Source organism: Priestia aryabhattai, assembly GCF_023715685.1.
GTDB lineage: Bacteria > Bacillota > Bacilli > Bacillales > Bacillaceae_H > Priestia > Priestia aryabhattai_B.
In genome coordinates this window covers 1,001,510-1,014,905 of sequence record NZ_JAMBOQ010000003.1, presented here as the reverse complement: position 1 = coordinate 1,014,905, position 13,396 = coordinate 1,001,510, and the positions used below count along the sequence as shown (strand labels likewise).

At 31.7% G+C, this 13,396-nt stretch carries 12 protein-coding genes and 2 pseudogenes; 2 read left to right on the top strand and 12 right to left on the bottom strand.

Annotated elements, in window-relative coordinates:
- The first annotated feature begins 237 nt into the window (after positions 1-237).
- Positions 238-543 (top strand): hypothetical protein, encoded by a 306-nt coding sequence (locus tag M3225_RS18290; protein ID WP_100348235.1) that lies wholly within the window; start codon positions 238-240, stop codon positions 541-543.
- Positions 544-839: 296 nt separating this feature from the next.
- On the opposite strand, the gene M3225_RS18285 is transcribed toward M3225_RS18290, so the two are convergent.
- From M3225_RS18285 to M3225_RS18255, 7 genes are all read right to left on the bottom strand, one after another.
- A complete protein-coding gene (locus tag M3225_RS18285; protein ID WP_251395972.1) occupies positions 840-2,036 on the bottom strand; it encodes an MFS transporter in 1,197 nt (398 codons plus the stop codon).
- 306 nt (positions 2,037-2,342) lie between these two features.
- A complete protein-coding gene (gene aroQ, locus M3225_RS18280; RefSeq protein ID WP_251395970.1) occupies positions 2,343-2,786 on the bottom strand; it encodes a type II 3-dehydroquinate dehydratase in 444 nt (147 codons plus the stop codon).
- Between the two features lie 55 nt (positions 2,787-2,841).
- The gene (aroE, locus tag M3225_RS18275) at positions 2,842-3,744 is read right to left on the bottom strand and encodes a shikimate dehydrogenase (RefSeq protein ID WP_251395968.1); all 903 of its coding nucleotides are present in this window, start codon (positions 3,742-3,744) and stop codon (positions 2,842-2,844) included.
- 50 nt (positions 3,745-3,794) lie between these two features.
- Positions 3,795-4,976 carry an MFS transporter gene (locus M3225_RS18270; protein WP_251395966.1) on the bottom strand — a complete coding sequence of 394 codons (1,182 nt, stop codon included), beginning with the start codon at positions 4,974-4,976 and terminating at the stop codon, positions 3,795-3,797.
- Between the two features lie 1,476 nt (positions 4,977-6,452).
- Positions 6,453-7,181 (bottom strand): hypothetical protein, encoded by a 729-nt coding sequence (locus tag M3225_RS18265; RefSeq protein ID WP_251395964.1) that lies wholly within the window; start codon positions 7,179-7,181, stop codon positions 6,453-6,455.
- An 893-nt stretch (positions 7,182-8,074) separates the two neighbouring features.
- Positions 8,075-8,287 (bottom strand): hypothetical protein, encoded by a 213-nt coding sequence (locus M3225_RS18260; protein WP_251395962.1) that lies wholly within the window; start codon positions 8,285-8,287, stop codon positions 8,075-8,077.
- Between the two features lie 475 nt (positions 8,288-8,762).
- Positions 8,763-8,912: a hypothetical protein gene (locus M3225_RS18255; RefSeq protein WP_251395960.1), complete on the bottom strand. Its 150-nt coding sequence runs from the start codon at positions 8,910-8,912 to the stop codon at positions 8,763-8,765.
- A gap of 1,350 nt (positions 8,913-10,262) precedes the next feature.
- Here M3225_RS18255 and M3225_RS18250 point away from each other — a divergent pair.
- Positions 10,263-10,700: a hypothetical protein gene (locus tag M3225_RS18250; protein ID WP_251395958.1), complete on the top strand. Its 438-nt coding sequence runs from the start codon at positions 10,263-10,265 to the stop codon at positions 10,698-10,700.
- A 417-nt stretch (positions 10,701-11,117) separates the two neighbouring features.
- Here the strand turns inward: M3225_RS18250 and M3225_RS18245 are convergent, their stop codons facing one another.
- From M3225_RS18245 to M3225_RS18225, 5 genes and pseudogenes are all read right to left on the bottom strand, one after another.
- On the bottom strand, positions 11,118-11,297 hold the full coding sequence (locus M3225_RS18245; protein ID WP_251395956.1) for a hypothetical protein: 180 nt from the start codon (positions 11,295-11,297) through the stop codon (positions 11,118-11,120).
- A 483-nt stretch (positions 11,298-11,780) separates the two neighbouring features.
- The gene (locus M3225_RS18240; RefSeq protein ID WP_251395954.1) at positions 11,781-12,128 is read right to left on the bottom strand and encodes a hypothetical protein; all 348 of its coding nucleotides are present in this window, start codon (positions 12,126-12,128) and stop codon (positions 11,781-11,783) included.
- Positions 12,129-12,196: 68 nt separating this feature from the next.
- A pseudogene (locus M3225_RS18235) lies at positions 12,197-12,328 on the bottom strand (fructose-6-phosphate aldolase); the annotation flags it as partial.
- A gap of 234 nt (positions 12,329-12,562) precedes the next feature.
- Positions 12,563-13,003, bottom strand: a complete 441-nt coding sequence (locus M3225_RS18230; RefSeq protein ID WP_251395952.1) for a Gfo/Idh/MocA family protein — start codon at positions 13,001-13,003, stop codon at positions 12,563-12,565.
- Between the two features lie 36 nt (positions 13,004-13,039).
- Positions 13,040-13,344 (bottom strand): annotated as a pseudogene (locus M3225_RS18225) (Gfo/Idh/MocA family protein).
- Between the last annotated feature and the right edge of the window lie 52 nt (positions 13,345-13,396).

The window sequence follows — 13,396 nt, the reverse complement described above, 5'->3', positions numbered from 1 at the left end:
CTACTTAAGCCTTGGATAATCAGCGTTATATCAAGGATGTATAAAAAGCTGCATAAACGAGAAACAAGGACCTCATCAGAACCCTTTTCCCAATAGGGGTTCTCTTTTTTATGTCTTCCGGAAAGAGACCTTATGTCAACTAGCTCTGTATATGATATTCATGTTATTAAACACCTCCATATGGTAAAATGTTACATATAAAATAAGATCCTTGTTCAGAAAGAAGGTGTTTTCTTAATGTTGAAAGTATTGTTGGTATGTATCTTAAGTTGTTTGATTATTTATGTAGGGCAGCTTGTATGGAGGAAAGGAAAAACTACTTTTATTGCTGGATATGGAAAGATGTTCACACCTAAGAATGAAAAGCAGCTTGCTAAAGGATTTGGGATTATTATTATGTTATTTGGCTTAGAATCTATTATATTTCCCATTCTCTCTTTATTTTTTGATGGACTTGGAATTTATTATGGATTTCTAGTTGTGTTAAATTTCTTTGCTTTATTTGGAGTGATGATAAAGGATCAGGTACAAGGAGAAGCTTAAAGGAAATAAAGAGCATGAGAGATTTTATATTCTCATGCTCTTTATTTGTACCGATAACGCACATTACGTTAAGTAGAAAAATAGCTGTTTCACCATATCTCATGCAGAACCTATTAAAATTTGTCATTAGCCACGTACTCAATTTTTCATGATAATATCTCTCTTTTTAATTTCTTTTAAAAAAAATAAAATATTGGAATGACGACCGTCAAATTGATATTGATAAAAGTACTACGCATCTTGACTCCTTATAAGTACAGATCTTAGGTTGTCATAGATTGTTTTCTTAAGACTCCCTATTTCACAACTTTATTTTTCATTAACTTTCCGTATCTGTAGCATACGACAACTGCCGATATTATACCGATTAAAGTAATTATTAGATCAAATACAAATATGTGCAAAATAGTAGTGTGACTCTTAATTAAACCTGTAAAAGTAGGAATAAAGATAGCTGACAATCCACCCGCGGTAGATACGACTCCTGTTATAGTACCTTTATTTTTCCAGAATAATTCTGCCATCACGGTCAAAGTTAATTGGTATACTCCTGCAGTTGAGAAACCTAATAAAAACGAATTTACTATACCAATTGTTTGAGAATTTACAGTTAATAACACTAAAAGTGAAAATAATGTAATAATTGGATACACTAAAAGGATAGTCACCGGTCTTATAAATTTCTTTAATAATCCTGCCAATAATAAAACTGAAACCAGCCCACCAATACTGTAGTAACTAAGCAATTTTACTGAATTAGCGTCAGTCATGTTTAGAATCTCTTGACCATAAGTAGGTAGCCATATTTGCGGAAGAGAATATAATCCGTTTGATGTAAAGCCTATAATAATAAGAGCTATCCCTTCTTTCCAAAATGTAGGAATAACCAAAGATTTATTATCTTTTTCTGTTTCTTGAACCATACTTATATCTCGATGATTAGGAAATGGTGCTGTAAATAGAAAGAGCATGTTGACAAGATATAGGGCAGCAGGAATGAAAAATGAAAATCCATAAGATATTCCATGTTCTAAACAAAAGAAAATAATTAAAGGTAGAATGAATGAACCTAAAGATAGGAAAGCTTTAACCAAAACATTTTTGGAACCTGAACTTTCGGGGAATATTTCCATAAGAGCAGGATACGTACCCTCATCCATAGCTGAATTAGCTATTCCTGCAAGGATGGCAAAAGCAAAGGCAATTTGAAAGTTGGGAGACAACGGTATCCCTGTTAAGAATATTGCCATCATAACAGTCGAAATTACTACTGGAGGTTTTCTTCCAAATTTATCTGATAAAAATCCGCAAATAGCATAGGTGAAAACCCTCCCAATGCCTAACGCTGAGATAATATAACTAATACCCGTACTATCTGTATCTAATTGTTTGGTTAAGAAAGGCATATTCGCAGCTAAAATGATATTAACCATTCCTAACAAAAAGTAATTCACATACATTCCTAATGCTGTTTTTATATAAGGATTCTTCATTTTTTCTCACTCCTGCATAAAAAACTTTCCAATGGTGCTTAAAACAGAATAACTAACAAGGTCTATAAGAAGAGAAATTTTCCGTTTACACAAAATTATTGATGAACCCCAATGTTTTGTAAAAAGCTATAGACATACTAAAAATGACAACTTCACCATTAGATGAAGTTGTCAAAAATAAAATGGGATTTCTAATAATTCACTTAAAATTACATCTTACTTCAAAATGAAATTTCTATGTGTTCATTAGATAATTTTTACACAATAATATAACTATTAGGCGTTCTCATTTTATATTGATTAGAATTATTTATTAGAACTTGCTGCTACTGCTGCTCGAATACCTAGTAAGTAACTTTCCTCGCCGAATCCCGAAATTTGCCCAGTCGCAATTTCTGCGAACACAGATTTATGACGGAAAGCCTCACGTGAATGGATATTTGACATATGAATTTCTATGACCGGTACTGTTAAAATCGCTAAAGCATCACGAATTGCATAACTATAATGTGTCCAAGCTCCTGCATTAAGTACAACACCATCTACTTTTGATAAGAAAGCTTCATGAATTTTTTCAACCATTTCACCTTCATGATTTGTTTGGAACGTTTCTACCTCAACTTTTAACTCTTCTGCTAACTGCTCAATATTATTATTGATTTCGTCTAAGGTAATCGTACCGTATTGTTTAGGATCACGCTTACCGAACATATTATGATTTACACCATGTAACATTAAAATTTTAGTCATGACTGCCTCTCCAATCAGTTTTTTATATTTAAATATTATAAATTTTTTTCTTTTATTATTTGTTGTCTGCAAATAAAATTTCTTTAACTTGCTTCATTGGCATATCAACGCCTGTGAATAATTTAAATGCTAAAGCACCTTGCCATAACATCATACCTAAACCATTAATTGTTTTAGCACCTGCTTCTTCTGCTTGAGCTAATAATTTTGTCTTTTGAGGATTGTACACTACATCTGTTACAACTAAATCTTTACGTAATACATCTAAAGTGTCGTCTATAATACTTAAGTGATCTAATGGTTTCATTCCAAGACTTGTCCCATTAGCCAAGATAGCACTTTCTGCTACCTCACGTCGGAAAGCTTCTTTATCTTCTAACGGAAAAATGTTGGCTTTAACACCGAATTCCTTCATTTCATTATTAATATAATTGACGTTTTCTTCTGCTTGAGCAAAGTACTCATCATTACGAGCGAAAATACTGATTTCTCGAATTCCAGATTGCGTTAACTGAATAGCGATTGGTGTTGCAGCTCCACCTGAGCCAACCAGTGTTACTTTTTGACCTTCAAGTTTCACATCGTGGTCGATTAAATTTTTTACGTACCCAAGGCCATCCGTATTATAACCAATTAATTTACCATCTTGATTAACTACTGTGTTGCTTGCTCGTGTGTATTTAGCTGAATCGTCTAGCTCATCAAGGTATTCTAATACCTTCATTTTATTTGGCATGGATACATTAAATCCTGCTACTCCTGCAGCTTTAAAACCATTAACTGCTTTTTTTAATTCATTATTCCCTACCTCGAATGCAAGATATGCATAGTTTAACCCTGCTAATGTATAACCAAGATTGTGCATTCGTGGTGAAAGACTATGTCCAATGGGTGTTGCAAGCAGTCCTACTAATTTTGTTTTTCCATCAATGTTTTTTTCATGTATTGTATGTGTCATGTTGAAAATCTCCTTCAAATTAAATATTCACTTGATAAATTTGTTTTTTGTTAGCCAAAGATCTTTTTTAGTCTAGTCAGTACAAATACGGCAAGTATGACACTAATTACTGCAATAATCATGTCGAAGATTAATGTCATTGAAATTCCAAGTGAGCTTACTAAACCACTCGTAATAATGGGTACAAGGATAAAAGCTGAACTCGCAGCGATATTTACATACGAAGATGCTGTCGCTTTACTTGCAGGGAAAAGCTTCATCATAATACTTAGAGCTAGTTGGAAAATACCTGATGTGAATAATCCCATTAAGAATGTGCTTACTATTACAATACTGTACGATTCCACCATGAATAATGTAAGCATGGATAAGAAGGCACCAATTGGATAGATGATGGCGATCATAATAGGTGAGATAAATTTATCCAACATAATTGCCAGTAAAAGTACAGATACAAGAGCACCTATACTGAAATAAGATAGCAATTGTATTGCTTGATTAGATTCAAGTCCTATAAGTTTTGTTCCTAATTGGGGTAACCATGTTTGCCACACAACGAATAATGCTGTTGAAGTAAAGCCCATTAGGATGATGGCTAAGCCTTCGCCAAGAAACTTTGGCTGTTCTTTAAAGTCTGCTTGGCTTACATCGCCTCCTTTCGTTGAAACTAATTTGTGGTTTGGAAATGGCATAAAAATCAAATAAATACCAGTTAATAGATATAATGCGCCCATTCCAAAGAACGTCCAGCCCCAGAAGATATGATTTGCGACTAAAATTGCCATTATAAATGGTAGTAATGTTGCCCCAATCGATACGGCTGCTTTTACTAACACAGAAGCAGAACTCGCTTTTGTCGGAAACGATTCTGTTAATGCCGGATATGTTCCTGAATCAAGTAATGAGTTAGCAATACCTGCTGAAATGGCAAAGACAAAAGCGAGTACATAACTTGTTGTTGTCGGTATTCCTACTAGGAATAATAAATAAAGAAAATTGGCAGTAATGATTACTGGTTTACGACCCCAACCATCTGAAAGACGACCGACAAAGAAGAGGGCAATTAATTTACCAATTCCTATAGCTGATACAAGTAAACTAATTTTTGCAATAGTTACACCATAGCGTTCTGATAAGTTGTCCATATTTGATGCAATAATAATGTTAATCATACCGAGCATTAAGTAGTTCATATACATCCCGAAAGATGATTTGATGTAAGAATTTTTCATGTTTTCACCCCTATATACAAAACCTTTTTAAACAAAGGCTCTAATTTTTGGTTTTTTAACATTTTAAATTACTCTAGTATCAGTACTTTTTTAGGCAACACCTCTTTCAAAACTAATATTATTTTACGCTCTAAAAATCTTAAGATAATAAAATTAACAATTAGAATATCTCGAAACAAAGACATCACTCCTGACTAATATCTTTTATGTGGAGGTTTTACTGTAGAGATTAGATTGATTAAAAAACACATAGTTTTCTAACTGAATTTTTTTAAGCAGTTTACCATTAATTGAAACGCTTTCTTTATTACATTCTTTTTATAATTAACAAATTTTTAAAATCCATTCACCTTGTAGGTTGCATGATACAAGCTAATATTCAACCGTGAGTGTATTGTTATACTAAAAAATTTATTAGAACTTATTCTCTCAGACAGATATATAAATGTTAAATAAGTTATTAGATCGATCTAATTTTAAATGTGAAGAAAAATGATATTGTTAAAGTCGATTAGATCGATCTAGTTTTGGGAATTATTAAGAATTGTAAACTTGACGTTTTATAAATGAATAACTTCAGTATAACAGTAAATTTTTAATAACACTTAATTATTATCAGTTTGGTATTTTGTAAGCGATTCAATTTAGTATAACAATATACCGACGAGACAAATATACTCCTGAAAATAAAATGTGTCAAGTCTGTGACAAAATCTTTTAATTCTTGATTCATAAGCTATTTTAATATTTCAACATTCAAATATTTATTCTTGAATCCTTTGATTTAGCATTCTAAAGCTAATCTTCAACAATAATATTTAATTAAAAATGTTTAATTATTATATATTTTAGCGACTTAATAATTATTTTATGTGTTAAAATAGATTTATTGCAAGTCCAAATTTGCATACAACATAAGAACCCTAACCTGTTTACTAAAAATTCCTCAAAGAAATTCGCGGATTTCTCTTTCATTTATTTCTTTAGAGGAAAGATATTACATATCATACTGCAAAGAAAGATACACCTTAAAGGTACCTTATTTTGTAATAAAAATATGTTATACTTTTAATAATTTTTTACAAATTCCATTTAGTCTTAACACTCTTAATAAAATAAAAAGCCTCATCATCTGGCCTGACCTTTGTGTCAAAAACAGGGGTCAGTCCCCATTCTGCGACAAGGGTTCTTTTTTGTACGTGGTTCCGGAAAGAGTGTTTATGTTAACTGGAAGTGAACATATATGTTCAGGCTTGGAGGACATGATGTTCATTAGAATGAACATCATGTTTTTTTATAAAGGTTGTAATTGTTATGCAACCTTTACATAGCAAATTTGCAATGTCCTATTGCACGAGTAAAAGAAAAAGCAGGCTTAAGCCTACTTCTATAGCCTTTAAGGCTAATTAATATAATTATTTTTGAACTTAGATTAAGCTAAATAAACGCGTTGTAAACCATATCGTCTAACTTATATTAATATGACTTTACCAATGTTCCTTTTGTTATTTTTCCTTTGCCATTTTCAATAACCTTTACTTTGTAAATAAAAGAGTAGCTATGCTGCTCACCTTTTTCCTTTGTTGCTACGTCTCCCTCAACAATCACTTTATCGTCATCGCTTGAATCAATAGAGATTGTAGTTATTTCGTGTGTAACACCCTTGTATCCCTTTTTAAATTTTTTATAAGAATGTTTCTTTTTCCATTTAGAGCTCCATAAGTTATAGGCATCTTTGTACTCTTTTTCATTTAATTTATCAAAGTATTTATAGACCGTATCCATTGCAACCATCGCATCTTCATTATCTACGGAGTCTGTGTCGTATATATAACCATTCTCTCCATATTCTTGACCTGAAGAACTATCACCGGTGTAATCTGTATCTTCGTTATAATAAGTGTCATCAGAATAGGAATCATCTAAATCGTTATAATCGTTATCTGATGAGTCATAAGAAGAATCGTAAGAACCACTATCACTTGGTGAAGTCTTTGTTCCTTCTTCTCCGGTATAAGGATTAATATTTCCCTTAGTGGACCAGTTATTGTTAAAGTTGCCATCTGGATCACTTCTCATATGAGGTCTAACATAAGTACCATCTTTTCTGTAGTACCCACGTACACTTACATCAGCTTGTGCTTGTATAGTGGTTCCAAATACAAGAAAGACCAACAAAGCAATAAATATTCTCTTTTTATTCATCATTTTTACTCCCTCTTATTCATTTTTCATAACTATATTATATTTTATTTTCTTCCATATTTGGTCTTTTTGTGAAAATAATATGATTCTTATTATCTAACAAAATACATTTTATTGAATTAGGGTAATCTATAAGGTCTACATAAGTGTTGCATTGAGAGTATTTTAAACGTGGAGTACTTTCTTAATAGTGAAGTTGCCCATTTTTATAATATAGAAACAAAAAGAATCCTTTGCCCATGAGGCAAAGGATTTTCAAATTTATTGGAATAGGGGGAATACGTTATTAGTCTGGCCAGAGTTGTAGATTCATATACATCTAACTTTGAAAATAAACATTTTAATCGACTTTACTTAGAAAAAGCAACTCTCTTCTTTTACTTACGTTTTAAAATTCGCTAGGTAAATACTAAATTATTTTATGTATTATTAAGGTTTTATTATATACTCTATATGACGACAAATACGCCGTTTTTCTACAAGGTATGTAATATTTAAAACTATTTGCAAGAAAGTATGTTTGGTTTTACTTAACAATATAGTGGAAAGTGAAACTAAACATAATTGTAATTACGTAAATCTAAAACCATATTATACGCCATTATTTGTAACATTTTTTGGTAAAATAGAGAGAGTGTTATTTTAAGGAGGAAGCCAAGTGACAGAGTTCATTCGTTTTTTAATACGTTATGTAGGTCGCTTTATTAGTTTTTTTCTAATAACTGCTTTTCTTTTATACGAAGCTATTACTTATTTTCCAAACAGACTAATGATCATTTATTGGATAGCTTTATTTTTATTGGTATTGCTACTGATTTACAGTGTGTATCTTTTTAAAAAAAGTACACGATGAAATAAGCTTTATGTAAACTAAAACAAGCAGTCTTCAATTATTAAGGATCTGCTTGTTTTACTATGGATTTTAAATTGGTACCGAGAACATGAATTATGGTAACTAAGAATGAATATCCTATACAACCTAAAAACAGAAGAAGACCACCTCTTCCCAGTTGAAAGAGATGGTCTTCTTCTTTTCGTTGAATCGTAGTCGTAAATGACCCTTTCACGGCGTCTTTAATAGTTTGCTCAATTAAGATATAAACCATTCAAATAAATGTTTCCCAGCTATGAAACATTTATTTAGAAAAAACAGGCTTAAATCTTCTACTACTTTGGCGAGTTCCTTTATTTATCACAAATACTTTTAGGATATTTATCAGTCGGAAGATAAACCATTTTATCTATCATAGGATGTGGTACTTTCTTGCGTTGAAGAGAATAAATCCTTTAAGTCAATGTTTTCTACGTCAGTCACATAGGCTACAATCAAAAAAATAAAAATAATCCAGTATATGATTTTTTTCAATCCCTCAACTCCTTCACTAAAAATAGTATTATGAGAAACGCTCAGAATTGCAACGAATAGACATTTACCCACGAAATAAAGGATATTTTTTCTAGTAGCTTCTCAGTAACAACATTTCAACGCTTTTGCACTATAACTCGCTTAACTGTGTATAGTTAATTTATAATTGAGGTTGTCCAATATTGATAGTCCCAAAAGGTACACCCAAATATTATCTAATCAAGGTTTCTATTTTCTTGAGTCACCGTCTTAGAGTTAGAGGTAGGCTCTTTGCCAAGTCTAGGTTTCCAATTTCCTAACTTATTTTTTAAGTAATCCTTTAAAAAATCACGTTTCTTTTTTCGTCTTTTATCCCTGTTTTTCATATGGACTCCCCACCTTTAGGTTACTTAATAGATTTAATTTATCCTTATTATAACTATGTTGAAAAAACCACTCTTTCTACTAAATCTATAAGTAGTTCATCTTATTAGTAAAAGGTATACTTTTAGGTATTGTTTCAACGTACTCCAAAAGATGCTTTCTATTGATGGAGACCGATTCGAACTACATTCGTACCTTATTTATTTAATTAATGTCTTAATGAAAGTTCAATTCAGTTAGAAGATGAAAATATAACATAATAAAGAAATCTAACAAAGGATGTTTTCATCATTGTTGGAAATACCCTTTGAAATAACATCTTGCTACATCTTATGTTTACTTTTTAATGAAGAGGGTAACGTAATAGGTAGGATAGAGTGGAGTGAGCAATTAAAAGATCTCATAGAAAGACAGTAGGGAGTAATCCTTCTTATATGTAGATAAGGTTATAAGAGGATTCAATTTAAAAAGAAATCACTAATTACAAACTCCATCAACGAAAGATCTACATACATGGTGGGAACTCTAAGCATGGTAAATTTAATTTCTCTCTAGTCTCGTTATAGATGTTTCATTCAAGAAGGCAGCCTCACTATAATGTTGGCTACCTTTTTTGAGTAATAGAACTGTATATACATAAATCTACCAGCGACTATATTCTCTTTTCTAGAGAATATAGGGAACACTGTCTTTATTGAATGGATTACGTTATCTAGCAAAATAAAACATGTAGGAGTCTGTTTCTATGAATGATTAAAACAAGCTGTTTTTGTTAAAAAGAAAATTCCCCTGCCTAGTAGACGAATTTGAGCAGTGTCAGATAAACACTCTTAAATATGAAATAAAAAAATATCTGATTGTTCCAAGAAGCCTTGGACTGTTACGCTATTTATGATAAAAAGGTCCATGAAACGTAATATTTCAAAAGCTATTCACAATGGATTATGAATGGTTCATGTGTAACAGGTTATATAAAGCTAAAGAAGCTTCCTCCACTTCCCCATAACAACTAACAGTTTGGTTCTCCATGTCACATATCCGAACATGTTGGAATGATTTCGAATAACTTAGTTCAAATCTATTCTCAATTACATGATTAATTTCACTATCTTGATAGTTTAATAAGGTAAGTATCATCTCTTTAATTTCAATGATCGTCAGGTAAGGTCCTCCGATCTGATTAAAAGAAGATTGCTAAAGATAAGATTGCTACTGAATTTAATAGTTTAATCGTACCATATTCACTTTTTTTCTGGTGTTTTTATGCAAATTGTAACAAAAAGTTCTTTATTGAAATAATTAGGTAATAAACAACACCTGCAATAGAAGTCGCGTTTTAGGAGAGAATAAAAATGAAAACAAATGCAATTGAATGGATGCCCGTTCCATATTTCAAACTGAATTCTCGTGGAGACATCCTTAGTTATTCTAAGCAAGTAACAAATCTTTTTACGCCTGTGGACCATTTTTTAGAGCTTGTTCATATAGATGATCAACTTATAGCTAAACAATTACTCAATCAGTCTTCTTTCCCTCCTATAAGAGTGAGTCTAAAACTCAACATTCACCATGGTTTTTTTGGTTTATTTGCATGCACAATTAACTGGCAAGATAACGTAGGTCACCTTGTTTGTACAGAAACAAATTCTGAAGTTATGGCATTAGAAAGACAACTCAAAGCTGAGCAACAGATTTTAAAAACAAAACAATTATCAGTAAAGTCTAATGATTTGTTACTTAAATCCATACATCAGTTAGTTCAAAAATTAGAGTCTACGTTTGACAAATAATTACCGTTCTAGTTAGCTATAAACTAAAAACCCTTCATTGTTAAAGTGAAGGGTTTTTAGGCATTAATATAGTTTCCTATAATTATCATCATACTAGCCTTTAAAAATAATGGTTCTGGTGCAAAGTTTACATCCATTTGAAAGAAGCAATTAAATTCCCAACTGAATCTGCTCTTAAGCAGCAACTCCAAATAGTTCATGAATGAACTTCACTTGATTTTCACTATCTTTTAAGAACCATGCTATTTTTTGTTCAATGGAGACACTCCTTTTTAGGATAGCTTATGTTCCAATTATTATAGTGTAAATATATCCACATTTTAACTCAAGACAGTTTGGTAATATATAGGTGTAGACCATAAAAGCTTTCCTTATTTAATAAAAAAACTCAGTCAAAAAAGACTGAGTTTCTGCTTATTATACGCTATTTACACCACTTTCTATCATAGCATGATCCCAGCTAGGGAAAAAATAAAGTGCATTTTTCATTAGTTTTGGATGCGTTTGTTTTACTTTTTTCTTTTTTAGAGATTGTCCATTTGTTCCTAAGTACTGGATTTGGGCTTTGACTTCTTCGACTGTCATATCGGCTTGCATAAAATCACTCCCTTTATCAAGTTGACTCTATTATTCCCTTCTTTTAGATAGGTAAAACATATGCTTCTAGAATTAGCTTATATTTAATACAAATTATGAAGAATAACTACAACAAAGACCGCCTATTATGTGTCAGCCTTTCACCAAGGATTCTTTCTCCGAAGTATGCAACTTTTTATACATATGCTTGTCATTAGAAAATAGTCTTTATATCTTCTTATATCTAGATAACAAAATGTTCCTTGAATTGAGATAATAATTCATAAAGACTAAGTTACTCTTTATAGTAGTACGCATAACAACTTTTGCTAAATTAATGGTTGTATTAATCAATTACTCAACTTCCCCTCTATATAGCTTCATCATTCTCAAAAAATAAAAACGATATCTCTATAAACATATGCTCGTCACTACAAAAAATAGTCTTTATAAAGAAAAAATATATGTTATTATTTAACTCCAGTTATAGATTCTTTTAAAAAGTTACCACTCTAATGCCCTTAGAATAAAGTTGCCTTTTTCTTTGGGAGTTGAAGGTAGCTTTGTTATCAATGAACAAATATCATCTACCTGATGTAGTAAATTTTCTAAATTAGACTTTGATACTAAATCATCAAAAATCGTTCCTGCTACTATAGTTAAATCATTTTTAGAGAGCTCTGCTTGTACTTTTTCAATGTTCATTGGTATATATCCATAAGGACCCAACTCAATCCCTTTATAACCAGCTTGTGATGCTTCATTCAAAACCCTTTCCCAAGGTGGCAGATAAGGGTTTTTTGAATCATCAACGCCCCAACAACAAGGCGCCCCTGAAATTTTTATACTCATCTATAACACCCCTAGTTCCTATAAAATAGATATTCCCAAATAAATTCATGTTTTATTCCTTGTAACTATTCAATTCGATCTTCAAATTTTATGCCGTCTTTCGCTACTAAGGATGGTTTGGTTGTCATGCCAGATAAAATTTCCACTTTGTATACTTTCTTAATATCTTCAGAGTTTGCAGTATCAATAAAAAATTTCATAATTTCTTTCCTTCAATAGTTTGAAAATCAAAATTTAAAATATTTTTGTTTCTTTCATTTCGTTATTTAATTAGAAACCTTCAGATTCTCTGATGAAATATTTACAAAAACTCCCTTTTCAACAGATTTAAAGCATGCATCAATAACTTTCATGTTATGGGTCGTGTTTTCTGCAAAACAGCTAGCTATTTTCCCTTCTAATATACAACGAGAGAAATATTCAACTTGAAGTTTTTACTGATCCCCAAAGACTTTTTCTTCTCTGTATTGCCCATTCTGTTTATATATCAAGATAAGAGCTTCACCCTTGAATAATTGTGGTGCAAAGGCCCTTGGCACTTGAATACTACCTTTTGTTCCAATAATTTCGTAATAATCTATTCGCGTACAGTCCATGGCAGCCTCAAATGTGGCCGTCATACCATTGTTAAGCTCCATCAATCCAGTTACAGAAATATCTATTTGTCTATCATGATTTTTCTGCATGTTAGCAAAAACTCTCTTAGGATCCGAGCTTAATAGAGTTTGAATGGAATGGATACAGTAGCAACCCATATCATATAAGCTACCCCCACCTAACTCACCATTCATACGAATATTTCCATCCTGATTTTCAAGATAGGATGAAAGACTTACATTTATTATTTTTAACTCTCCAATTTCTCCGGTATCCATAATTTCTCTTACTCTTTGATGTTGAGGATGAAACTGCTATATAAATGTTTCCATAAACATAACGCCATTTTCCTTGCATATCCCAATCATTTCCTCAGCCTCTTTGAAGGTTAATGCTGCTGGCTTTTCACACAGTACATGCTTCCCTTTTTTGCAGCTTTCTTTACCCAATGTGAATGAAGTACATTTGGTAATGGAATATACACAGCATCAATGTCTGGGTCTTCTAATAATTTATCATAGGAGTCATAAATTTTTGGAATCCTAAATTTTGAAGCAATTTCCTTAACCTTTATATTCGAACTAGCAATAGCCGTAACTTCTGCATTCATAGCCTTCATATAAGCAGGCAGTAATTCATCTTGCGCAATTTGCGCAGTACTTAAGACTCCC

Coding starts and splice junctions, on each gene's coding strand:
- M3225_RS18270 (WP_251395966.1), bottom strand. CDS start 4,976: ATGAAAAATTCTTACATCAAATCATCTTTCGGGATGTATATGAACTAC.
- M3225_RS18250 (WP_251395958.1), top strand. CDS start 10,263: ATGAAAACAAATGCAATTGAATGGATGCCCGTTCCATATTTCAAACTG.
- M3225_RS18265 (WP_251395964.1), bottom strand. CDS start 7,181: ATGAATAAAAAGAGAATATTTATTGCTTTGTTGGTCTTTCTTGTATTT.
- M3225_RS18255 (WP_251395960.1), bottom strand. CDS start 8,912: ATGAAAAACAGGGATAAAAGACGAAAAAAGAAACGTGATTTTTTAAAG.
- M3225_RS18240 (WP_251395954.1), bottom strand. CDS start 12,128: ATGAGTATAAAAATTTCAGGGGCGCCTTGTTGTTGGGGCGTTGATGAT.
- aroQ (WP_251395970.1), bottom strand. CDS start 2,786: ATGACTAAAATTTTAATGTTACATGGTGTAAATCATAATATGTTCGGT.
- M3225_RS18260 (WP_251395962.1), bottom strand. CDS start 8,287: ATGGTTTATATCTTAATTGAGCAAACTATTAAAGACGCCGTGAAAGGG.
- aroE (WP_251395968.1), bottom strand. CDS start 3,744: ATGACACATACAATACATGAAAAAAACATTGATGGAAAAACAAAATTA.
- M3225_RS18245 (WP_251395956.1), bottom strand. CDS start 11,297: ATGCAAGCCGATATGACAGTCGAAGAAGTCAAAGCCCAAATCCAGTAC.
- M3225_RS18230 (WP_251395952.1), bottom strand. CDS start 13,003: ATGGATACCGGAGAAATTGGAGAGTTAAAAATAATAAATGTAAGTCTT.
- M3225_RS18290 (WP_100348235.1), top strand. CDS start 238: ATGTTGAAAGTATTGTTGGTATGTATCTTAAGTTGTTTGATTATTTAT.
- M3225_RS18285 (WP_251395972.1), bottom strand. CDS start 2,036: ATGAAGAATCCTTATATAAAAACAGCATTAGGAATGTATGTGAATTAC.